This window comes from Ruegeria sp. HKCCD7628, from assembly GCF_057221005.1.
The window spans coordinates 217952-240742 of sequence record NZ_JBWVBA010000003.1; the positions used below are offsets into that span (position 1 = coordinate 217952).

A 22791-nucleotide genomic window follows, 5' to 3' on the forward strand; every position below is an offset into this window, starting at 1 on the left:
ACGTTCGTTTGAAGCAGATAAAAGCCTGACTTCGCGTCCAGACGTTGCTAGAACAGCAGAGATTTTGCCGTTAGCGATAACGATGTTGCGAGAATGTGGGAGGGATCAATGCAAAAACCTGTTCAATGGGGTGTACTGGGCGCCGCGAATTTCGCGCGTCGGTTCATGGCACCGGCCATTCATGCAGCGGACGGGGCGCGGTTTGCCGGATTGGCGACGTCCAGCCCGGAAAAGGCCGAACCTTTTCAGGCGTTTTGCCCGGACCTGACCGTTTACGACAGTTATGATGCGATGCTGGCTGATCCGCAGATCGAGGCGGTTTATATTCCATTGCCGAACCACATGCATGTAGATTGGTCTTTGAAGGCGCTGGACGCTGGCAAACATGTGTTGTGCGAAAAACCGATGACCATGCAGGCACATGAGTTTGACGCCTTGATTGCTAAACGGGATGAAACCGGGTTGCTGGCGGCCGAGGCTTATATGATCGTGCATCATCCACAGTGGCAGTTCGCGCGCAAGCTGATCGCAGATGGCGCGATTGGTAAGCTCGTGCATGTGACGGGGGCGTTCAGTTTTGACAATCGTGCAGAAACCGAAAACATCCGCAATCGTGCGGAAACCGGTGGCGGAGGGCTGCGCGACATTGGTGTCTATGTGATTGGCAGCGCACGGTTCGCTACCGGGCAGGAACCGGTGTCGGTACAATCTGCAATCCGGTGGGAGAACGGTATTGATGCCTTCACCGAAATTCGTGCTCAGTTCCCTGATTTTACATATTCCAGTTACGTTTCGATCCGTATGCATCCCCATCAAGAGATGGTCTTTCACGGCGAGGGCGGCGTTATCCGACTGACGACACCGTTCAACGCGCGAGTCTTTGGCGAAGCACGCGTCGAACTGCATCGTCCGGGGCTTGAGGTTCAGGTCATACGGTTCCCCGGTGATGATCACTATAAACTGCAGGTCGAGGCATTCTGTCGTTCAGTGCGTGAAGGGGCGGATTATCTTTGCTCACTTGAGTTTTCACGAGGGACGCAAGAGGTGATTGACAGCGTGTTTGAAGGTGCATTGCCGCTCTGACTTGCCACACATGGGCCCCGTGACTTAATCTGGTCGCCACCCAAACAGGAGGCGACCAATGGCTGGCGGCTGGGCGCGTGACGGCGCGGTAAGTGAACAGATCGAGGCGTCGATATCCGACGAACTGGCCCGGATGCAGGCGCAAAAGCGCCACCAGGGCGAAAGCCTGACCCATTGCGCAGAATGCGAAGAGCCGATCCCCGAGAAACGCAGACTTGCCTTGCCGGGGGTGAAACTCTGTCTGGATTGCCAGCAGGATAGGGACGGTGCGTTCAAAGCGCGGTCCGGGATCAATCGGCGCGGGTCCAAGGACAGTCAGTTGAAATAGTCCATGCCTGAGCCCATGCCAAAACAGCCACTGTTGCAGAATGGATTGGTTCTTGGATTCCTGGCTGCGTTCTTGTGGGGTGCGCATAGCGTAATCGTGCGCTATCTGATCAGCGATCTGGGCGGGTTGCAAATCGCGGTCTCGCGCCTGTTCATCGCGGCGTTGGCGATTTATTGCATGTTGCGTCTGATGCGGGTTTCCGCCTCGATCCGGTTGAGTGACTGGAATTTCCGTCTGGCCGTATTGTCGACCGTTGTGAACTATATCCTGTTCCACATCGGGCTTGAACATACCGGCGCGGCCAATGCGATGGTTTTGGAGAACACAGCGCCCTTTTTCGTGCTGGTTTTCCTTTATTTCTTTGCGGATACACCGGTCACGCGAACCGATGTTCTGGCCACAGTTTTGGCAATTCTGGGCGTTTTTCTGACCGTTTTCCGGGACTTGCAAGGAGGTGGAGAGCCCCTATTCGGGGATCTTCTTGAAATCGGAGCCGGGCTAAGCTGGGCGGTCTTCCTGATCTCAAGCAGTCGGGCTATGCGCAATTCGAAATCGACCGGAGAGCGGCTGAACTTCCTGTTCGGCATCTTCTTGTGTTCCGGGGTTCTTCTGCTGCCGCTTGCCGCGTTTTCGATGCAGGTTCCAACGGTGAATGACGTCGTGTTCCTGATCCTGCTGGGCGTGCTGCCGACCGCCTGCGCCTATTACCTGTGGTACGAGGCTGCTGCGCGGGTTTCGACCTTGACCGCAACCTTGATGTTTGCGGCCTCGGTCGTGTTCACCTTTGTCAATTCGGCGCTGTTTCTGGGGGCCGCAATCACGCCGATTGCGACCCTTGGGGGTGTGCTGATCGTGCTGGCCGTGTTTCTGACCACCAAAAACCAGAAATGATCAGCCCTCCATCGCTTCCAATTCGTCGATAAAGCCCGAGATCATCGACAGGCCCTTATCCCAGAACTTGGGGTCGCTCGCGTCCAACCCGAACGGGGCCAGCAGTTCCTTGTGGTGCATCGAACCACCGGCGCGCAGCATGTCGAAATACTTGTCCTCGAACCCATCGGACCCGCTTGCGTAAACGGAATAGAGGGCGTTCACCAAGCCATCGCCAAACGCGTAGGCGTAGACGTAGAAGGGCGAGTGGACGAAGTGTGGGATATAGGCCCAGAAGGTCTCGTACCCGTCCATGAATTCGAACGCGGGGCCAAGGCTTTCGGCCTGAACGCTCATCCACAGGGAGTTGATGTCGTCGGGCGTTAACTCACCTTCGCGGCGGGCGGCGTGGAGTTTGCATTCGAAATCATAGAACGCAATCTGGCGGACGACCGTGTTGATCATGTCCTCGACCTTGCCCGCCAATAGCACTTTGCGCTGTTCGGGGGTTTCGGACTGATCCAGCATCTTGCGGAAGGTCAACATCTCACCAAAGACCGAGGCCGTTTCGGCCAGTGTCAGCGGGGTAGAGGACAGCATCTCGCCCTGACCGGCGGCCAGTACTTGGTGGACACCATGACCCAGCTCGTGCGCCAGGGTCATCACGTCGCGCGGTTTGCCCAGATAGTTGAGCATCACGTAGGGGTGCACGTCGGTGACGGTCGGGTGGGCAAATGCACCCGGTGCCTTGCCCGGCTTCACCGCGGCATCAATCCAGCCTTTGCTGAAGAAGGGGGCGGCGATATCGCCCATGCGCGGGTCAAACGCGTTATAGGCATCCATTACGGTCTTTTCGGCCTCGTCCCAACCGACGATGCGTGTGTCTTCCATCGGCAAGGGCGCGTTGCGGTCCCAGACCTGCATCACGTCCAGCCCCAGCCATTTGCGCTTGAGCTCGTAGTAGCGGTGACTCAGTTTAGGATAGGCGGCGACGACGGCTTCGCGCAGAGCCTCAACCACTTCGGGTTCCACGTCGTTTGACAGGTGGCGACCGGTTTGAGCGGTTGGCATATTGCGCCAGCGGTCTACGATTTCTTTCTCTTTGGCCTGTGTGTTGTGAACACGGGCAAAGGTTTTGACGTTGTCCTGAAACACCCGCGCCAATTCCCGAGCAGCGGTTTCGCGTTTGCTCCGGTCCTGCTCGGTCAGCAGGTTCAGGGTGCCTTCGATGTTCAGCTCTTCGCCTTCGATGTCAAAGGTCAGGCCGGCGATGGTTTCGTCAAACAGACGTTCCCATGCATCGCCGACAACACCCAGATCGTGCAGGAACTTCTCCAACTCATCAGAAAGTTGATAGGGCTTCATCGCGCGGATGCGGCGGAATACGGGTTCATACCGTCCCAGATCCGCATTGGCGTCGAACCGGGCTTTCAGCGCATCATCGTCGATACGATTGATCTCAAGCGTGAAGAACACCAGCGGCGTTGTGAAGATGGTAATCTTTTCCTGCATATCCGACAGGAACTTGGCGCGGTCCGCATCGGTGGTCAGCTGGTAGTACCGCAGACCGGCGAAGGACATGATCCGCCCGGCAATGGCGTTGATCTTTTCGTTACGCAGGACGCATTGCAGAAGGCCATCGGCATCCAGATCGGCCAGCTTGCCCTCGTAGTCTGCGGCAAAGGACGCACATTCGCCTTCCAGCCAGTCCAGATCGCGCGACAGTTCCGGCGCCTCTTCCGAGCTGTACAGATCCGTCAGGTCCCATTCCGGTAGGTTGCCAAGATTGTCGGACCCGCCGACTGCGTTTGCGTCACGGACGGGGAAGGGAAGGTCGCGCATGGATCACCTCGAAATAACAGCTTTCGCCAACATCTAGGCGTGCCGGGCAGGGATCACAAGCGGGGTGTTAGTCAGACAGGGCAGGTTCACGTTCGGCAGCCATGAATTGCGCCGCCAACTGGTCGAAAACGGGGCCGCGGACCTCAGGCGCTTCCATCAAAACCTCGTGTTCGCCGTCGGGGATTTCCACCAGCGTGCCGCTGGGCCAGTTGGCCATACGGGCGCGGATCGCCTTGCGGTCGACGATCTGTTCATGGGTTCCAAGGAAAGTCAGGCACGGAATGGTGGGGGCAGTTTGCTCCATCAACCAAGCGCATTCGTCCAGCGCCTCGCGCAGCCAGATTGTTGAGGGTGCGCCTAGCACCAACTCGGGATGGACGTTGAGCTGATCCTGCATCATCTGATACATCGCTGGATCACGCGTTAGCACGTTGCCTTCAAACGGTTGCGACAGGACGTAGCTTTCCAAAGATGTCGTGGGCGGGGTTTTCTCACCCAGCCCGAACCGAGGGCCCCAATAGGCGGTCAACCTGCTCAGCGGTTTCATCAATGGGGTGAAGAATATTCCCCACATTGGCCCGGTAAACGCGCAGGTGGCAAACTTGTCAGTTTCAAGTACAGCCCGCAGGCCAATGGCACCGCCCATCGAGTGACCGATGACGTGCCACGGTTTGGGTAGGTCCAGCTCTGTGGCCAGCGCAAAAGCGGCCTGAGCATCCATCTGATAATCCGGTATCGTATCGACATGTCCGACACGCGGGTCGTCCAGAGGGCGATCGGCCAGCCCCTGACCACGCCAGTCGATCGCCAGAAATGCAAATCCACGCCCGACAAACTCAGTCGCGGCATTGCCGTACTTCTCGATATATTCTGTACGGCCGGGAAACATGAACACAGTCCCGACCGCATCACCCTGTGGCAGCCAATGAGCCACTCGGATGCGAACCCCGTCAGAGGTCGTCAGCCAATGGGCCTGTCCACCGGCGGGTGCGCCGGCCACGTCTTCGAACAAAGGGGCCGACGACATTTCCATCAGGCCAGCGCCGATGCCAGTTGCATGGCGACACCCATGTCACCATCGACGGTCAGCTTGCCGGACATGAAAGCACCGGTCGGGTTCAGCTCACCGCTAAGGATTTGTTCGAACGTGTCGACATCAGCGTTCATGGTGACGTCAGCTTCTTCGTCGCTGACACGCGCGCCGCTGCCGTCCAGAACAATCGAACCCACACCTTCAATGGCGAACTTGGCGGATGCGCCAAAGCCGCTGTCGGCCAGTTTTTCGTTCAGCGCCGCTGCGGCTTTTTCCAGAGTGTCGCTCATGGTTCTCCTCACTTTGATTTGAGCACAGGGAATGGACATCCTCCTGCGCTACGCTACACTGACCGTTGTTATGAGCATTGCAAGCACCAATCTCAAAGGTATCGTCGCGGCAACCGCGCTGCTAGTCACGTTTTCCATCCCTTGTCTTGCACAGCAGGCAGATTCACGGGATGAAGCCGAGCTATTGCAGCAATTGGCGCAATCAACACCCGATCAAGCGATTGGCATTGATCGTCAACTCAAGTCTCTGTGGTCGTTATCGGGTTCAGCCTCGGCTGATCTTTTGCTGGAACGGGGACGTGAGGCGCTGGATGACGGTGATACAAAGGCGGCTATCGAACATCTGACGGCGCTGACCGATCATGCGCCTGACTTTGCAGAAGGGTGGCACGTACGCGCGTCGGCATTTTTTGGGGTTGAACGGTTTGGCTTGGCAGCCGCTGATCTGGAATACGCGCTGACACTTAACCCGAACCATTACGAAGCGATCTACGGTCTTGGCCTGATCTTTGAGATTATTGGCCAACCGGACAAAGCGCTGGCTGTCTACGAGCGTGCATTGGCTATACATCCCCATCATGAAGAAGTAACCAATGCGGTGAATCGACTGAAGCCTCAGGTCGAGGGCTCGTCCCTCTAAGGGGCAGGGGGCAAGAGTGAGCGGGTCATCCCGAATCGTGGCCGTACTGGGCCCAACCAATACAGGCAAAACTCATTACGCGATCGAGCGGATGCTGGGCCACCGGACAGGTGTTATCGGCCTGCCGCTGCGTCTGCTGGCGCGCGAGGTTTATGACAAGATCGTCGCCATTCGCGGGCCGTCCGTCGTGGCGCTTGTTACGGGCGAAGAACGGATCGTGCCGCCGCGCACCCAATACTGGGTCTGCACGGTCGAGGCGATGCCCGAGGGTATTGGCGCCGATTTCGTGGCCATCGACGAAATCCAGCTGTGTACCGACCCTGAACGCGGCCATGTTTTCACCGACCGTCTGCTGCGGTCTCGCGGTACAAGCGAGACGCTGTTCCTAGGCTCGGACACCATGCGTGGTCCCATATCAGCACTGGTGCCCGAGGCACAGTTCGTGCGGCGCGAACGGATGTCTCAACTGGTCTATGCCGGGTCGAAAAAGATCAGCCGGATGCCTCCACGCAGCGCCATCGTCGGGTTCTCGGTTGATAACGTCTATGCCATCGCGGAACTGCTGCGTCGTCAAAAGGGAGGGGCGGCCGTGGTCATGGGGGCGCTCAGCCCGCGCACCCGTAATGCGCAGGTGGACCTCTATCAGAATGGCGAAGTTGATTATCTGGTCGCCACCGACGCCATCGGTATGGGCTTGAATCTGGACGTGAATCACGTGGCTTTTTCTTCGCTGACCAAGTTTGACGGTCGGCGGATGCGGCCCTTGGCCCCAAACGAACTGGCCCAGATCGCAGGCCGGGCCGGGCGTGGGATGTCGGATGGCACGTTTGGCGTCACGGGCGAGGCCCCGCCGTTGGACGAAGGCACAGCACAAGCGATCATGGACAGCCGCTTCACGCCGATGAAAAAGCTGAACTGGCGGAATGCTGCCTTGCGGTTCGGATCCATCGAGGCGCTGATCGACTCGCTAGAAGTCAGTCCAGACAACGAAAACCTGCTCAAAGCACGGCCCGCCGACGATCTGAACGTGCTGAAATCGCTGTCACAAGTGACCGAGGTCATGGCCCGCGCCAGCGATCCTCAATCCGTGCGCCTGCTGTGGGATGTGTGCCGAATCCCCGATTTTCGCGGCATCAGCCATTCGGAACATGCCAGCCTGCTCGAGGTGATCTACGGGCATCTGCACGAACGCCAGTCGATCCCTGATGACTTCATGGCGCGGCAAATCCGCCGGATTGATCGGACGGACGGAGATATTGATGCGCTCTCCAAACGGCTAGCATATATTCGCACCTGGACATATGTTGCGCAACGAAACGGATGGGTTCGTGACGAATCCCATTGGCGTGAGGAAACGCGCACTGTAGAAGACAGGCTGTCAGATGCATTACATGACCGTCTGACCCAACGATTTGTGGACCGGCGCACATCCGTTTTGCTGCGGCGGCTCAAACAGAAGGAGGCCCTTTTGGCCGAAGTAAATGACAAGGGTGAAGTGACCGTCGAAGGCGAATTCGTCGGTCGTTTGGAAGGGTTCCGGTTTAGCCCGGACAAGGCTGCGCAGGGGACCGAGGCGAAAGCTTTGAAATCGGCGTCCTTGCAGGCCCTCGCGCCGCAATTCCATCTGCGCGCCGATCGCTTCTACAACGCGCCCGATACCGAAATTGATTTCACCGAACAAGGTGGCCTGATGTGGGGCGAATATGCCGTCGGCAAGCTGGTTGCCGGGGCAGAACCGCTCAAGCCCATGGTCGAGGTCTTCGTGGATGAAGCCGCAGGCCCCGACGTCGAACAAAAAGTGCAGCGCCGCTTGCAGCACTTCATCGACCGCAAGGTGGCCGCGCTGTTTGAACCGCTGCTGAACTTGTCACGGGACGAGGAGCTGAGCGGTCTGGCCAAGGGCTTTGCCTTCCGCATGGTCGAGGCATTGGGCATTCTGCCTCGCGCGCAGGTCGCGCAAGACGTGAAGGATCTGGATCAGGACGCCCGCGGAGCGCTGCGCAAGCACGGTATCCGGTTTGGCCAGTTTACCATCTTCATGCCGCTGCTGCTGAAACCTGCGCCGACGCGCCTACGTCTTGTTCTGTGGGCGCTTGCGGGTGGCTTGCAGGAATTTCCCGAAGCGCCACCTCCGGGCCTGGTCACGGTGCCAGTCGCCAAGGACGCGCCGCGGGGCTATGACACAATGTGCGGTTACCGCGATGCCGGTGAGCGTTCGATCCGTATCGATATGCTGGAACGTCTGGCCGACATGCTGCGGTCTGAGGACAGTCGTGGTGGGTTCGAAGCCAAGCCCGACATGCTCTCGATCACCGGTATGACGCTCGAGCAATTCGCCGACCTGATGCAAGGCTTGGGTTACAAGGCCGAGCGTGGCGAGCGTGAAAAGGTCAAAGCCGCTCCTGCTGAACAACCTGCGGCAGAAGCGTCCGAGCAACCTGTGACTGAGGAAACCTCGGCCGACGCAGGTGCGACGGATGAGGCCGCCGCACCCGCCGAGGCGCCAGCCGAGGCCACCGAAAGCACCGAGGCGGCAGCCAAGGCTCCGGTCGCAGGACCCGCAACTGATGAGCCCGAGGTTGAGGTGTTCTACACCTTCACATGGGGCCGCCAGCGCCAGCAAAACCGCGGTCCGCGCCGCGAACAGGGGCAGGGCAAGGGCAAGCCGCGTGGCAAACCTCAGGACAACCGCCGCCCGCAGGGCAAAAAGGGTGGCAAGCCGCAAGGCGCGAAATCCTTCTCGGCCCGTCCGCCCAAGAAAGAGAAAGCCATTGATCCCGACAACCCCTTCGCCGCTGCGTTGATGGGTCTGAAGGACGGCAACTAAACGCGCATGTCCGAGGCCAAGCTGCGGATCGACAAATGGCTGTGGCAGGCGCGGTTCTTCAAGACCCGCAGCCTGTCGGCCAAACAGGTCAGCGGCGGCCATGTGCGCTTGAACGGCAACCGGGTGCTGAAACCGGCGACAGCCATCAGCCCCGGAGACGTTCTGACCTTTCCGCAGGGCCGCATTGTGTGTGTTGTGCGGGTGGAAAAACTGGGTGAACGCCGCGGCCCGGCCCCCGAGGCACAAACGCTATATACGGATTTGACCGAAAAGCAGGACAAGCCGCCGCGAAATCCAAGCTTTGAAGGAAAAGGTCGTCCAACCAAGAAAGATCGGCGCGCGCTTGATCTTTCTCGCAATCTCGATAGCTGATCCTATCTTGAAGCTGACGCCATACTGATTTAGCTAGACGTCCAAAGCGCAAACGGGAATCCGAACATGACCTACGTTGTCACTGAAAACTGCATTGGCTGCAAATACACCGACTGTGTCGAAGTGTGCCCGGTGGATTGTTTCTATGAAGGTGAAAACACGCTGGTCATTCATCCGGACGAATGCATTGACTGTGGCGTTTGCGAACCCGAATGCCCCGCCGACGCCATCCGCCCCGACACCGAGCCGGGCATGGACCAATGGGTCGAGTTCAACCGGAAATACTCGGAAATGTGGCCGGTTATCATTACCAAAAAAGACCCGCTGCCCGAAGCCGAAGAACGCGACGGTGAAGAGGGTAAAATGGAGAAGTATTTCTCGGAAGCACCGGGTGAAGGCGGTTAAGCGATTCGCCGCCTAAACTCTTTAGTTTAAGAGCAAGAAATCCTCTTAACATTTTGTTTTTATTTAAATTTAATGCTTTGTCTATCCGCGCTGCTTTCGTGTGTCGCATTTTTGTGATATACTTGGTAGTTGAATGATGACTGAGCTGGGGATGACTCCGTAAGTATGTACGCTTTGGAGTTTTGATTTTTAGACAAACAAACCGCCTGACCGGGCCAGAGTGGCGCGGGTTGGGGCGTATTGTTGTCTGTTGTCCAGCTCATTTAACCAAGGATGAACCTGTATGTCTAAGTCGAAAAAGCTTGAGTTCCGCCCGAACGATTATGTTGTCTACCCAGCCCATGGCGTGGGACAGATCATCTCGATCGAGGAGCAGGAAGTCGCGGGATATTCGCTCGAGCTGTTCGTGATTTCTTTTGAAAAAGACAAGATGACCTTGCGCGTTCCGACCAACAAGGCAACAGAATCTGGCCTTCGGTCGCTGAGTTCACCGGACGTCATTAGCCAAGCGATGAAAACCTTGAAGGGTAAGGCCAAGGTCAAGCGCGCAATGTGGTCGCGTCGGGCGCAGGAATATGAACAGAAAATCAACTCAGGCGACCTGATTTCGATCGCCGAAGTTGTCCGCGATCTGCACCGCACCGATGATCAGCGCGAACAAAGCTATTCCGAACGTCAGCTGTACGAGGCTGCGCTTGAGCGTCTGACCCGTGAAGTTGCCGCCGTTTCAGGGGCAGGCGAGGTGTCTGCGGCCAAACAAGTGGACGAAGTCCTGACATCGCGCGCCGCCTAATCGACCTACTACAAATTTCGATGGGCCGCCTGTATCACAGGCGGCCTTTTCCGTTTGACGGGCTTGGTGAACTGAGGAAAATCCGCTAATTTCCGTTTGGGTAGAGGCGGATAGATGGCAAGGATAAAGAAAACTCTCAGGTATCTATATATCGGCCACGATCCGGTGTCGGTCTGGTTCCGATATTGTCTGATCCTGTTCGACGCCGGAACTATCGTTTTCTTTATTGCCACGGCGCATATTCCTCATGGTCCCGGAATTTCAGCCGCCAGCATGATCGTGGGTTTTTTGATCCTGTTGGATTTTTCTGCCCGTCTGTGGATCGCAAAGAAACCCTGGCAGCTTTTCTTCAAGGTTTACACACTGGCGGATGTGGTAGTCATTCTGTCTTTGATGCTTGACCCCCTGATCACTGGTAATCTGGCGTTTTTGCGTATTCTCAGGGCTTTGCGCTTGATTCATTCGTATCACTTGCTGCGAGACCTGCGCCGTGACAGCTCGTTTTTCCGCACACATGAAGATGCGGTGATCGCGGCGATCAACCTTTTGGTTTTTGTGTTCGTGACCTCGACAGCTGTTTTGGTATTCTTCATCCCTGAGAACAGCCAGACAGCCTATATCGACGCGCTGTATTTTACGATGGCGACGCTGACCACCACTGGCTTCGGGGACATCACATTGGCCACTCCGGGTGGTAAACTCTTTTCAGTTTTCATTATGGTGGTCGGTGTTGCGCTATTTGTGCGTCTCGCGCAGGCAATTTTCATGCCGCAGAAGGTGCGCTACAAATGCCCGAGTTGCGGCCTATTCCGTCACGACCCCGATGCAGTTCATTGCAAACACTGCGGCGAGGTGCTGCGGATTGAGACAGGTGGCTCGTCCTAAAGCAAAGTAACCAATGTCAGCAGCATAGCGATTTCAGAGATTTGCTGAGTCGCGCCCAGTACGTCGCCTGTCTGACCGCCGATCTTGGACCTTGCGACCATTGCCAGAGCAAAAACTGCCAGCGCGCTCAACAGAACGGCCGCTAAAGCGGAAATCCCGATCAGAACTGCGCAAATCCCGAACGCCAATCCGACGCCGCCCGCGACAATAGATATCTTTGGGGCGCCAACCGATTGGCTCAGCCCCGACCCTCGTGCATTCGGTAAGCTGGCCATAACAGGAGGCATCATCGCGCGCGACCAGACACTTGCTGCCAAAATTGCCGAGAAATACTGGGCCGCGAGCAGCGTCTCTATCAAGGTGACGCGTAAGAAAAGTGACATGATCAACGCCAAAACGCCATACGTGCCAATGTGGCTGTCCTTCATGATCTCCAGCCGACGTTCGGGGGTGAAGCCGCCCCAAAACCCGTCAACTGTATCTGCCAGGCCATCCTCGTGCATGGCGCCAGTGGACAGAATTAGTGCGGTTACCACCAAAATGGCGCTGGCCGTGGCGTTCAGCCCGATTGACATCGCAGCCCAACCTACACAGCAGGCCAAAGCGCCAAGAATAGCTCCGACGAAAGGAAAGGCCCATGCAGCGCTGGCCTGTCGCGCAAATACCTGCGAAGGCAGTTTGGGGACGGGCAAACGCGTCAACAGGACCAAAGCCAGCGGAATATCCCACAAGGAAATGGGCACCGTGTCGTTTTTTGCCATTTCCACGCCTTTCAGGGTCTTGTTGGATGGATTGCTTCGGTTAAACACACAGGACCACTCTGATGCAACGAGGCTTTGGATGCTGCCTGAACTTAAAGACCTAAATTCCTTTCGAGATGCCCTTCTTCGTGCGCCGGGCCCTGATCAGGACGCTGTGAACGGAGCCGCAGACCGAAATGGGCAACTGACCAAGCCACCCGGCGCATTGGGGCGGCTTGAGGATCTGGCCATCTGGTATGCGGGTTGGCGCGGGGATGCGCGGCCACAGATTTCGGCACCGCAGGTGATTGTTTTCGCCGGAAACCATGGCGTAACGGCGCAGGGTGTGTCTGCATTTCCACCGGAAGTCACCGTTCAGATGGTGATGAACTTTGAGCATGGCGGAGCGGCCATCAACCAGCTTGCCAAGTCGGCTGGAGCGACCATGGATGTACATGCGCTTGAGTTGGACCGTCCAACAGCGGATTTCACCGCGGGTCCTGCGATGTCTGAGGCCGAGGTGTTGGCCGCGCTTCGCACAGGGTGGGACGCGGTAGACGCAACCGCCGATCTGTTGGTGGTTGGCGAGATGGGAATTGGCAACACCACCCCGGCTGCCGCAATTGCCTGCGCCTTGTTTGGCGGTGACGCTGCGGACTGGACGGGCAGGGGCACCGGTGTAGACGACGCTGGTCTTGCGAATAAAACCCGTGTTGTGGCCGAGGGCGTTGTGCTGCATGGCGGCACGGGTGATGGGATCGAAATTCTGCGCCGTCTCGGCGGACGCGAGATCGCCGCCATGGCTGGAGCGATCGCGGCAGCGCGGGTATTGCGCATCCCGGTCATCTTGGATGGTTTCATCTGCTCGGCCGCCGCTGCGTGTTTGGCGGATGTCGCCGACGGCGCGTTGGATCATTCCGTCGCTGGACATCAAAGTGCCGAAGGTGCCCATGGCGCGGTTTTGGCAAAGCTGGGCAAACAGCCGCTGCTGAACCTTGGTTTGCGACTAGGCGAGGGATCGGGTGGCGCTCTGGCGATCAATATCCTCAAAAGCGCAGTGGCCTGTCATTCTGGCATGGCAACTTTTGCCGAGGCGGGCGTGTCAGACGGTTGATCTTATGGCCTGACCCTTTGGGTCACGCTGACTTTTTGGCGTGTTTTTCGGCCAGTTCCAACAGCTCGGTTTCGAGATCCTTTTCGAACTGTCGGGCCCGTTCGATGTATTTCTTGTTCTCGGCTGTCGGCATTCCGGGAATCCAAAGCTCGGCCAACTCGCGTACCGACATCCTGTCGTGATGATAGAAGGTCTGTTCGGCCTGCGCGGCCTCGTATTCGCTCAGGCCGATGTTTTCCAGAACATACCGACCAGCACGCAGTGATCCGTCAAACATCTCGCGCACGATATCATTGGCGCCAGCCTGATACAGTTCATAGACATGGGTTCTGTCCCGGGCGCGGGCGATAATGTGCAAATCGGGTCGCTGACGACGTGCGAACCCAACCAGACGAGTAACTTGTTTAGGATCGTCCATCGCGGCCACCAAAACAGCAGCTTTTTCCAGGCCAGCGGCGCGCAGCAGTTCAGGACGGGTGGGGTCGCCCAGAAACCCTTTGACGCCGAACCGACGCATCAGTTGGACCGTCTCAATGTCGTGGTCCAAAACGACCGTCTTGGTCCCACTGGCCTGAACCAGCCGGTTGACGATCTGACCGAAACGGCCAATCCCGGCAATGATCACAGGGCCTTTTTCATCTATCTCATCGGGTTCGGGTGTCGGAGCGCCGTCGCTCATCCGGCGCGACAACAGGTCATAGATGATGAACAGAAGCGGCGTGATCAACATGGTCAAAGCGATGATCATCAGCAGCTTTTGTGACAAATCTGGAGGGATGACGTTCTGCTGGGTCGAAAAGGCAAGTAGAACAAACCCAAACTCGCCCGCTTGCGCCAGCCCCAGCGTGAACAGCCAATGATCGCGACCACGTAATTTAAACGCGCGGCCGACCAGAAAAAGAATGATCCCTTTGACGAGGATGACTAAAAGGGCCAGCCCGATCAGATCGAACGGATCATTGAAGAAATAGGCGACGTCAATTCCGGCCCCGACGGTGATGAAGAACAGGCCCAGAAACAAACCCTTAAAGGGTTCCAGATCGCTTTCCATCTCATGCCGGAATTCCGAGCTGGCCAGCACTACCCCCGCCAGAAACGCACCGAGGGCCGGGGAAAGGCCAACCAACGTCATCAAAAAGGAAATCCCGACAACGATCATCAATGCCAATGCCGTATACATCTCACGTAGGCGCGTAGCATGGATAAAGCGGAATAGGGGGCGGGTCAGGTAGACACCAGCCAGAATGACAAAGGCAATGGCACCGATAGTGACCAATGTGACGGCCCAGCCCGGCAGGCCTTCGACCAGTGACAAGCTGTGATGCGCCTTGTCGTGAAGGTCCGTTGCGGCCCTGTTTATGGAACCGTCATTCTGAATTTGCGGAATCGCCGGCAGGGCCAGCAACGGTAGCAGCGCAAGGATCGGGATCACTGCAATGTCTTGCGTCAAAAGCACCGAGAAAGTCGCGCGCCCTCCGTTCGTTTGCATCAAGCCTTTTTCGGACAAGGTTTGCAAAACGATCGCTGTTGAGGACAAAGACAAGGTCAAACCGACTGCCAGTGCCACGGACCATGGATGATTGGCGTAGATGGCAACGCCCGCGATCACTCCGGTAGACAGCAAAACCTGAAGGCCACCTAATCCCAGCAAGCGCTCGCGCATGTCCCACAAAGCGCGGGGTTCCAGTTCCAGCCCGATCAGGAACAGCATCATGACCACGCCGAACTCGGCCACATGCTGCAGGCTTTCGGTTTCGGCGCCGACCAGTCCAAACATGGGCCCTATGACGATCCCTGCGGCCAGGTATCCCAAGACCGAACCAAGCCCCAGGCGCGCCGACAGCGGCACAGCGATCACGGCGGCAGCCAGATAGATCGAAGCCTGGTAAAGGAAATCGTCCATATTATCCTCTTTGGGTCAGGTAGGCAGGGGCGCGTCGCGCTTGAGTTGGTCCATAACGATCTGGCTTTGCACACGTGCTACCGCAGGATGCGGCAGTATCACCTGATGAAGCAAGCGATTGAGGGCGGATAGATCGTCGCAATAGACATGAAGCAGGTAATCTGCCTCACCTGTCATCGTCCAAGCGCTGGTGATTTCGGGCCGGGTGTCGACCATGCGGGCAAAACTTTCGGATTGTTCCGGACCGTGAGTGCCGAGATGGACCTGAACAAAGCCTTGTACCTGCAGCCCCAGCTTCAGCGGGTCCAGACGCGCGGCGTAGCCGGTGATGTATCCTTCAGCCTCCAGCCTTTGACGACGGCGGCCGGCTTGACTGGGCGACAGGTTCAGCATCTCACCCAGCTGATGCGCCGTCAGATGCGCATTTGTCTGAAGTGCTGATAAGAGTCGCGTATCGGTGGAATCCAGCATATGCGGACTTCTTTCGTAAAAATCTGTTTTGGTGCGGATATCGCGCGTTTCCACCTAGTTTACTCGAAAACAATGCGCAGAAACAGCGCCGAATAAGGCGTATTTTGGAATCAGCAAAGAAATTCCTGTTTTCACGGAGACGCGCCATGGGACCCTTCCCGCATAACGCCCCGAAATCCGCCATCAGCAACGAAAACCCCGCCGGAACCGACGGTTTCGAATTTGTCGAATTTGCCCATCCCAACCCGCAAGAGCTGCGTGATCTTTTCACCAAGATGGGCTTTGAGTTGGTCGGTCACCATAAGACGAAGCCATCGGTGGAACTGTGGCAGCAAGGCGATGTGACTTACATCCTCAATGCGGATGCGGACAGTTTTGCAGCTAATTTTGTTACAGAACATGGCCCTTGTGCACCGGCGATGGGGTGGCGCGTCGTGGATGCGCAAAAAGCCTATGAACACGCGGTCAGCAAGGGCGCCGAGCCCTATGATGCTGCGGACAAAACGATGGACGTACCTGCGATCAAAGGGATCGGCGGGTCTTTGATCTATTTCATCGACCAATATTATGAGACGTCTCCCTACAACCAAGAGTTCAAGTGGACCGAACAGTCCAAGCCGCGGGGTGACGGGTTTTATTACCTCGATCACCTCACCCACAACGTCTACAAGGGAAATATGGACAAGTGGTTCAAGTTTTACGGCGATTTGTTCAACTTCCGTGAGATCCGCTTTTTCGATATTCAGGGTAAGTTCACAGGGCTTTACAGCCGCGCGCTGACATCGCCCTGTGGCCGTATTCGCATCCCGATCAACGAAGATCGCGGCGAGACCGGGCAGATCGTCTCTTATCTGAAAAAGTACAAGGGTGAAGGCATCCAGCATATCGCCGTCGGCAGCGAGGATATCTATGCGTCGACGGATGCGATTGCCGAAAAGGGTTTGAAATTCATGCCCGGCCCAAACGAAGCGTATTACCAAATGTCCAAAGACCGCGTGGTCGACCACGAAGAGCCACTGGATCGGATGATGAAACACGGCATTCTGATCGACGGCGAAGGCGTTCTGGACGGTGGCGAAACGCGGATCTTGCTTCAGATTTTCTCAAAAACAGTGATTGGGCCGATATTCTTCGAGTTCATCCAGCGCAAAGGTGACGATGGATTTGGCGAGGGCAACTTTCAGGCGCTGTTCGAATCCATCGAGCGCGAGCAGATCGAAAGTGGTGAAATATCAGCGGCTTGAGCTGGTTATCAAATGCGTAAATTGGGCGGCGCATCACCTGTGTCGCCTTTAACTTCTGGGCATTTTCAGCGTAACGTTCTGACCGCGTTTTTGATATCGCAATTCGCTGTCACCGATCGCGACAACGTTGCCGCCATCAAGACGATCCCCAACCTTCAGCTTTTTGTAGCGCCCGCTGGGCAACCGCACCAACGCTCGACGGTTTGCCGGGGTGCCATACACGCCTATGAGATTCAGTTTTCGCAGGTTGATTGCGTTGTCGATCGTTGCCTGCCGCGCAACCGACGCCGATGACGGAATTTTCGGGGCCACCGCCCGCGGTTGGAAAGTGTCAGGTTCGTTGGTGCTTCGCTGTATCGCAGCGGTCGACCCAAGACTGACTGCGGTGGTGCTTGCAGGTCGGGTAACACCAGCAGGACGCGGTTTCGGGCGCGGGACGCGAACAACCGCCAGCGCGGTTGGTGTTTCGTCTACCTGTGGGCGTTGTTGCAACGACGCCGGACGTAGCTTGGGCCGAAGAACCGCCAATTCGGCAAGAGTTCGACCGCCAAGTTGCTGCCGTTCGAACCGTTCTATCAGATCGGATGGACGAGGGTTGGGCCGCAGCTCTGCCAGTCTGGTCGTTGGGTCTTCTTCAATTGGTTCCTGTTCGAAACGGACTGGTACTTCTGGCGGGACTTTTGACGGTCGGCCAAGGAAAACTAGAACACCGTCCGGATTCAGCGTGCCTTCTGCTGTTGCGCTCACAAGTCCGCGTTCGTCCAGATCAAACCGCGTCCCTGAGGCGCTGGGTTCGCTGGGTTGGGAGTATACGTCTCCCATCGCAAAGCTGGTCACCAATGGCGGAGCCACGGCATCGCGCGACAGGTCTGATCGATCGGTTGACGCTATAAATTGGGCATCAGGCGATTCCGACGCAGGACCAGACAGAGGCTCAACCGAGCCTATTTGCGCGCCAGCATGCAGCTGCTCTGGTTCGGGGGTTGTTTCAATCGGCTCGACTTCGGTGGGTGCAATCTTCAAAGCCTCAAGAATGGCGGCATCGGTCGGAGAAACCTTGGGCGCTTTGGGATCGGTTTCTTCAACTGAGGTTTCTGGTGCCGGTTCGACAACGGTCAATTCAGTTGGCTTTTCAGCTGGTTCGGTTTCGGCTGTGATCGGGGACGATTCCGGTGTTTCTGCTTCCGACACGGCGGTTTTGGATGGTGCCTCCTGCGCTGCTTCTTCGACAAGTGCAGTTTCCGGTAGAGTGACATCATCATCACCCGACCCAAGGAAGGCCCACATCAAAACGGCGGCGATACCCAGAGCAGCCGCGGCGCTGATAGGTATACCGTATCCTTCAAGACGGTTTGAAAGTGACGCCTCGTGGTGCTCTGCAGCCGCAGCTGCGCGGAATTCCGTTGGCTTTTCTTCGGCCGCGATCGCGTGCACCGGAAGCGCCGAAACGGGAGTCTCTTCTGCGGGGGCCGGGTTTCTTGGTGCCAGGAATTGAGGCTCGGACGGGTAGCCCTGCTCGTCGGTGTTGGTCGTGACCTGGGTCGGAACAAAGCCATAGTCGTTGGCGAATGCCATTGCCTCATCCAGCGTCTGCCGGGCGATCGCTGCCACATGTATCACCGCGCCGTCGGTTGCGGTGTCGTATCTCAGGTCTTCAAGCGTATAGGGCGTCGCATCCGTTAACGCGGTCTGAACCAATAGGCTCTGTCCTTCGGCATCTTCATCGCCGGTTCCAAGGCTAAGGAACCGAACCTGATCGGCCGGCAGGACCAGCTTGCAATTCAGGTCATTTTCCAGCGCGAATCCTTTGTCGCGCAGTGCTTTGACCTGATCCGAAAAATCCGGGGCATCCAGCGAGACATCACCAACGCAGAACCAGTCACCATCCGAAAAGTGGTGCAAAGAAATTCCGGCAGTAGAAAAAGACAGCGCAAAAGCGGGTTTCATAATCCGGAAGAACCATAATTGTCATCGTCTAAGCAGACAGTCATTCTGTCCGCAGACTGACATTAAAGCAGGATCTTGCCGAGGGAAAGAAAAAGCCGGGTTTCCCCCTTGTTCGGCAGACCGTTGCCACCCCATGTTTATGACAAAGAGATCGGAGGGAAGACCTTGAAGAAATACGCTTTTTTAGCGGCTTTTATGGCTGCAACGGCGGCAGGGATGGCCCATGCGGAAGAACGTCGCATTACTGTCGACGCCCTTGGGACCGCTCTGGCAGTGCCCGATATGGCGACCATAACACTGGGAGTGACACACGAGGATGCCGAGGCCGCGAACGCGATGCAGGCGACGTCCGACGCGGTGTCGGCAATATTGGCGCGTCTGGAGCAGATGGGCATTGAAGCACGGGATGTCCAGACAAGGGATCTGTCGCTCTCGCCGGTTTGGTCGGGCCGAAATAACCCCAACGGCGACCGACCCGAGATTTCGGGCTTTTCGGCATCAAACCGAGTATTCGTACGGGTTCGTGACCTAACACAACTGGGTGCCGTAATGGATGCCGTCATCCAAGATGGCGCAAATGACTTCGGGGGGCTGAGCTTTGGTGTTCAGGACCCTAAACCGCTTGAGGCGCAAGCCCGCGCCAAAGCTGTGGCAGAAGCAACTGCCAAGGCAGAGCAACTGGCGCAGGCTGCCTCGCTGACTTTGGGACCTGTGCAACAAATCAACGAGCATGTCGGAGGTATCCGCCCTGCCGCGCAGATGCGCGAATTCAAAGTTGCGGATTCGGCGGGGGTTCCGGTGGCAGGCGGTGAGATTTCAGTCTCGGTCAATGTCACGATGGAATTTGCGATATCCGAATAAATACTACTCTGCCGCTCGGGCCTGCAGTGTGTGACGCTGCTGGCCCGATTGGTCGAAGTTTTCTGGCGATAGCCATGTTTCGAATGCAGTCTGGATGCGTGGCCATTCACTATCCAGAATTGAATACCACGCGGTGTCCCGGTTGCGCCCTTTATAGTGGGTTGCCTGGCGAAAAATGCCTTCGAAGGTAAAGCCCAACCGCTCGGCCGCGCTACGTGAGGGGGCATTCAGGGCGTCGCATTTCCACTCATAGCGCCGATAGCCAAGCTCATCAAAGACGCGGCGCATCATCAGATACATGGCCTCGGTGGCCAGAGGGGTGCGCTGCAACAAGGGTGAGAAATGAATGTACCCGACCTCGATGACCCCGGCGTCGGGCTGAATGCGCAGATATGTGGCATGCCCAACCGGAGCTCCATCGCCGTCAAGCACCGTGTGAAACAACGGGTCTGCGCTGTTCTCAGCCCAAACCATCCAATCTGCGAAAGCCACTTCAGATGTTATTGGTTCTTCGGGCAGATAGGTCCAGTTTCGACCGTCCTTGTCTTCGGCAAACGCCCGGTACAGACCGGACGTATGCTGTTTCGCGTCCAAAGGCACCACTGAACAGAACCGACCCTGCATGCCCGTGCGAGCTGGCGTCGGGCGAGGAAACTCACCCGAGACCGGCATGCCCACGGGTTGGCCAAGTGAGTTCATCGTGTGCCGCGGCATGATTTAGGCAGTCGCCTTTGCCAAAGCCTGGTCCAGATCCGCGATCAGGTCATTGACGTCTTCGATCCCGATCGAAACGCGAACAACCCCCGGACCGGCCCCTGCGGCCTCTTGCTGTTCGGGTGTCAGCTGACGGTGCGTGGTCGAGGCCGAGTGGATGATCAGCGACCGCGCATCGCCAAGGTTCGCGACGTGGCTGAAGATCTCCAGCGCGTTCACAAGTTTGACGCAGGCGTCATAGCCGCCCTTTACAGCAAAGGTGAACAGGGCACCGGCACCCTTGGTGTATTGTGCCTTGACCCGGTCGTGATAGGGCGACGAGGGCAGGCCCGCATAGGTCACATAATCGACGCGGTCGTCCGCCTCGAGCCAGGCCGCGATCTTTTGTGCGTTCTCGACATGACGCTCCATCCGCAGCGACAGGGTCTCAATCCCCATCAGCGTGTAGTGGGCGGCTTGCGGGTTCATGGTCATGCCCAGATCGCGCAGACCGATTGCGATGCCGTGGAAGGTAAAGGCGAGCGGGCCAAAGGTCTCGTGGAATTTCAACCCGTGATAGGCTGGCTCGGGCTCGCTGAGCGAGGGGAACTTGTCATTCGCTGACCAGTCGAATTTGCCCGAATCCACGATGCAGCCGCCGGTGACGGTGCCGTTCCCGGTCAGGTATTTGGTGGTCGAGTGCACCACCAGTGTCGCGCCCTGTTCAATGGGGCGGCACAGGTAAGGTGTTGCCGAAGTGTTGTCGACAATCAGCGGTACGCCGGCTTCGTCGGCGATGTCAGCCATCGCCCGAATATCGGTCACATAGCCGCCGGGGTTCGAAATGGATTCACAGAACACTGCACGGGTGTTGTCATCAATCGCGGCTTTTACCGCCTCGGGATCGTCCATGTCGACGAATTTAGCGGACCAGCCAAAGCGTTTGATGGTCTGGCTGAACTGAGTCACCGTGCCGCCGTAAAGGCGGGTCGAGGCAATGACGTTACAGCCCGGTCCCATCAGCGGGAACAGCGCCATGATCTGCGCGGCGTGACCCGAGGAACAACACACAGCCCCAACGCCGCCTTCCAGCGTGGCGACGCGTTCTTGCAGAACGGCCACGGTCGGGTTGGTCAGGCGGGAGTATATGAAGCCCACTTCTTGCAGGTTGAACAGCGCAGCGGCGTGATCGGCGTCGCGGAACACGTAAGCGGTGGTTTGGTAGATTGGCGTTTGGCGCGCACCTGTCGCCGGATCGGGACGTGCGCCCGCATGAATCTGAAGCGTGTCGAAACCGTAGCTTGGGCCGTCAGACATTCTGGAAATCTCCCGTTGATTTTTTGGTTGCAGACTCTGTAGGCGATTGACGGGCTGCGCACAACAATCCTGTCAGCGCATCCATAGGCCCTTTGCCTTGATTTTGTTACGTATAGCCTGCTCGCGTTGGGGCAGGTTGTCTCGGTCGAACATCTCGCGGATCTTGTGACCCTTTCGCTGAATGACCAGCTTTCGGATCGGCTCATACCCTTTGAGCACTTTTTTGATGCGGTTTGGCGCTACCACCGTCTCCAGCAGCTCGACCACATGGTCGCTTTCACGTGCGTAAAGCAGTGGGAACAGGCGATAGTGACAGCTCACGGTGCCATCCAACAGGCCGTGGGGCAGGGCGTCTCGCCCCCCGCCAAGGGAATGGATCACCAAGGGCAGAGCGATCTGGTCAAGCCAGGGGTCCAATGTCTGGCCGGCCAGCTCTGGGATATCTTCATCCCGGATAGTGCGCGCATAGTCACGGAACCTGTCGCCAAAGATGCGGGGGCAGGAATGGAAGAAATAACCAGCGTTAAAGTACAAATACCGCCGCCAATAATCATGCGGTTGGCTTGTGTCGACCGAACTTTCGAAATCAAGATTGAACCTGTGATAAAGCGCCTTCCAGATACCATCATATCCGGGCCCATAAAGCGTTGGGTGTGGCCATGTCCCCTCGACTTTCAGCGATGCACCGGGGTGGGCAAAGTCGAAGGGAACGGCGTTCAAATCTCCGGTGATCAGCGTGTCACTGTCGAAGAATACAAATGGCTCGCCTTCTGGCAAAGCCGACAACGCCTCAATCTTGTTCCCATGCGGGTAAGTCTGGCCAAAGACCTGATTTTCAAAAGGCAGCAGCTCGGCATCCAATTGGCGCAGCGCTTTAAGGATATCTTCGTCCTGGATGCTGGGATCTTGTGACCATCGTTGGCTGGGTTGTGGAATAGCGACAAACAGGCGGCCGGCGAAATCGGGGCTGCTGTGGCGCAAAGAGGCGGCAAAAAGCAATGCCTCGTATTGCAGCCGGTTATTCTGGCCAATGATGACAATATTGAATTTCGAAGGGCTGGCCTGCATCGGTCGGTGGTCGTCGCTCGTATTATCTGTTGGCGGCACAGTACGCAGGGTATGCAGACAAAACC

Annotated in this window: 22 protein-coding genes; 12 read left to right on the forward strand and 10 right to left on the reverse strand. The window is 57.2% G+C overall.

Annotation, left to right across the window (positions count from 1 at the left end):
• The first annotated feature begins 108 nt into the window (after nt 1–108).
• From AC2TAD_RS09595 to AC2TAD_RS09605, 3 genes are read left to right on the forward strand one after another with little or no spacing between them, the layout of a single operon-like run.
• Complete coding sequence (locus tag AC2TAD_RS09595) at nt 109–1083, forward strand: Gfo/Idh/MocA family protein (protein ID WP_480867368.1); 975 nt, start codon at nt 109–111, stop codon at nt 1081–1083.
• A 58-nt stretch (nt 1084–1141) separates the two neighbouring features.
• A complete protein-coding gene (locus tag AC2TAD_RS09600) occupies nt 1142–1411 on the forward strand; it encodes a DksA/TraR family C4-type zinc finger protein (RefSeq protein WP_480867370.1) in 270 nt (89 codons plus the stop codon).
• Between the two features lie 3 nt (nt 1412–1414).
• The gene (locus AC2TAD_RS09605) at nt 1415–2302 is read left to right on the forward strand and encodes a DMT family transporter (RefSeq protein WP_480867371.1); all 888 of its coding nucleotides are present in this window, start codon (nt 1415–1417) and stop codon (nt 2300–2302) included.
• On the opposite strand, the gene AC2TAD_RS09610 is transcribed toward AC2TAD_RS09605, so the two are convergent.
• The 3 genes from AC2TAD_RS09610 to AC2TAD_RS09620 all read right to left on the reverse strand — a co-directional run bounded on the left by AC2TAD_RS09610 (nt 2303) and on the right by AC2TAD_RS09620 (nt 5446).
• A complete protein-coding gene (locus tag AC2TAD_RS09610; protein WP_480867373.1) occupies nt 2303–4123 on the reverse strand; it encodes a M3 family oligoendopeptidase in 1821 nt (606 codons plus the stop codon).
• Between the two features lie 67 nt (nt 4124–4190).
• On the reverse strand, nt 4191–5156 hold the full coding sequence (locus AC2TAD_RS09615) for an alpha/beta fold hydrolase (RefSeq protein WP_480867375.1): 966 nt from the start codon (nt 5154–5156) through the stop codon (nt 4191–4193).
• Nucleotides 5156–5446, reverse strand: coding sequence for an SCP2 sterol-binding domain-containing protein (locus AC2TAD_RS09620; RefSeq protein ID WP_170750697.1), 291 nt, complete (start codon nt 5444–5446; stop codon nt 5156–5158). The genes AC2TAD_RS09615 and AC2TAD_RS09620 overlap by 1 nt, the downstream gene beginning before the upstream one ends.
• A 31-nt stretch (nt 5447–5477) precedes the next feature.
• Here AC2TAD_RS09620 and AC2TAD_RS09625 point away from each other — a divergent pair, with 31 nt between their 5' ends.
• The 6 genes from AC2TAD_RS09625 (at nt 5478) to AC2TAD_RS09650 (ending at nt 11368) form a co-directional block, all read left to right on the forward strand.
• On the forward strand, nt 5478–6086 hold the full coding sequence (locus tag AC2TAD_RS09625; RefSeq protein WP_170352840.1) for a tetratricopeptide repeat protein: 609 nt from the start codon (nt 5478–5480) through the stop codon (nt 6084–6086).
• Between the two features lie 16 nt (nt 6087–6102).
• Complete coding sequence (locus AC2TAD_RS09630; RefSeq protein ID WP_480867377.1) at nt 6103–8913, forward strand: helicase-related protein; 2811 nt, start codon at nt 6103–6105, stop codon at nt 8911–8913.
• Nucleotides 8914–8919: 6 nt separating this feature from the next.
• The gene (locus AC2TAD_RS09635; RefSeq protein ID WP_480867379.1) at nt 8920–9285 is read left to right on the forward strand and encodes an RNA-binding S4 domain-containing protein; all 366 of its coding nucleotides are present in this window, start codon (nt 8920–8922) and stop codon (nt 9283–9285) included.
• 66 nt (nt 9286–9351) lie between these two features.
• A complete protein-coding gene (gene fdxA, locus AC2TAD_RS09640; RefSeq protein ID WP_170352843.1) occupies nt 9352–9690 on the forward strand; it encodes a ferredoxin FdxA in 339 nt (112 codons plus the stop codon).
• Nucleotides 9691–9973: 283 nt separating this feature from the next.
• Nucleotides 9974–10483 (forward strand): CarD family transcriptional regulator, encoded by a 510-nt coding sequence (locus tag AC2TAD_RS09645; protein WP_170352844.1) that lies wholly within the window; start codon nt 9974–9976, stop codon nt 10481–10483.
• A gap of 114 nt (nt 10484–10597) precedes the next feature.
• Nucleotides 10598–11368 carry an ion channel gene (locus AC2TAD_RS09650; protein ID WP_170750707.1) on the forward strand — a complete coding sequence of 257 codons (771 nt, stop codon included), beginning with the start codon at nt 10598–10600 and terminating at the stop codon, nt 11366–11368.
• On the opposite strand, the gene cobS is transcribed toward AC2TAD_RS09650, so the two are convergent.
• Complete coding sequence (gene cobS, locus AC2TAD_RS09655) at nt 11365–12129, reverse strand: adenosylcobinamide-GDP ribazoletransferase (RefSeq protein ID WP_480867381.1); 765 nt, start codon at nt 12127–12129, stop codon at nt 11365–11367. The genes AC2TAD_RS09650 and cobS overlap by 4 nt on opposite strands.
• Nucleotides 12130–12208: 79 nt before the next feature.
• Between cobS and cobT the strand changes: the two genes are divergently transcribed.
• Entirely contained in the window at nt 12209–13222 is a 1014-nt protein-coding gene (cobT, locus tag AC2TAD_RS09660; protein WP_480867382.1) for a nicotinate-nucleotide--dimethylbenzimidazole phosphoribosyltransferase, read from the forward strand.
• Between the two features lie 22 nt (nt 13223–13244).
• Here the strand turns inward: cobT and AC2TAD_RS09665 are convergent, their stop codons facing one another.
• Together AC2TAD_RS09665 and AC2TAD_RS09670 are read right to left on the reverse strand one after the other, a co-directional pair.
• The gene (locus tag AC2TAD_RS09665) at nt 13245–15125 is read right to left on the reverse strand and encodes a monovalent cation:proton antiporter-2 (CPA2) family protein (RefSeq protein WP_170352848.1); all 1881 of its coding nucleotides are present in this window, start codon (nt 15123–15125) and stop codon (nt 13245–13247) included.
• Between the two features lie 15 nt (nt 15126–15140).
• The gene (locus AC2TAD_RS09670; protein ID WP_170352849.1) at nt 15141–15596 is read right to left on the reverse strand and encodes an Lrp/AsnC family transcriptional regulator; all 456 of its coding nucleotides are present in this window, start codon (nt 15594–15596) and stop codon (nt 15141–15143) included.
• Nucleotides 15597–15742: 146 nt separating this feature from the next.
• On the opposite strand from AC2TAD_RS09670, the gene hppD reads away from it, so the two are divergent.
• Complete coding sequence (gene hppD / locus AC2TAD_RS09675; protein WP_480867383.1) at nt 15743–16840, forward strand: 4-hydroxyphenylpyruvate dioxygenase; 1098 nt, start codon at nt 15743–15745, stop codon at nt 16838–16840.
• A gap of 48 nt (nt 16841–16888) precedes the next feature.
• Here the strand turns inward: hppD and AC2TAD_RS09680 are convergent, their stop codons facing one another.
• Nucleotides 16889–18787, reverse strand: a complete 1899-nt coding sequence (locus AC2TAD_RS09680; protein ID WP_480867385.1) for a hypothetical protein — start codon at nt 18785–18787, stop codon at nt 16889–16891.
• 165 nt (nt 18788–18952) lie between these two features.
• Here AC2TAD_RS09680 and AC2TAD_RS09685 point away from each other — a divergent pair, with 165 nt between their 5' ends.
• Complete coding sequence (locus AC2TAD_RS09685; RefSeq protein ID WP_480867386.1) at nt 18953–19648, forward strand: SIMPL domain-containing protein; 696 nt, start codon at nt 18953–18955, stop codon at nt 19646–19648.
• Between the two features lie 3 nt (nt 19649–19651).
• Here the strand turns inward: AC2TAD_RS09685 and AC2TAD_RS09690 are convergent, their stop codons facing one another.
• The 3 genes from AC2TAD_RS09690 to AC2TAD_RS09700 form a co-directional block, all read right to left on the reverse strand.
• On the reverse strand, nt 19652–20362 hold the full coding sequence (locus tag AC2TAD_RS09690) for a GNAT family N-acetyltransferase (protein WP_480867388.1): 711 nt from the start codon (nt 20360–20362) through the stop codon (nt 19652–19654).
• Between the two features lie 3 nt (nt 20363–20365).
• Nucleotides 20366–21658, reverse strand: coding sequence for an O-acetylhomoserine aminocarboxypropyltransferase/cysteine synthase family protein (locus AC2TAD_RS09695; RefSeq protein WP_480867389.1), 1293 nt, complete (start codon nt 21656–21658; stop codon nt 20366–20368).
• 72 nt (nt 21659–21730) lie between these two features.
• Nucleotides 21731–22726 (reverse strand): hypothetical protein, encoded by a 996-nt coding sequence (locus tag AC2TAD_RS09700; protein WP_480867390.1) that lies wholly within the window; start codon nt 22724–22726, stop codon nt 21731–21733.
• Between the last annotated feature and the right edge of the window lie 65 nt (nt 22727–22791).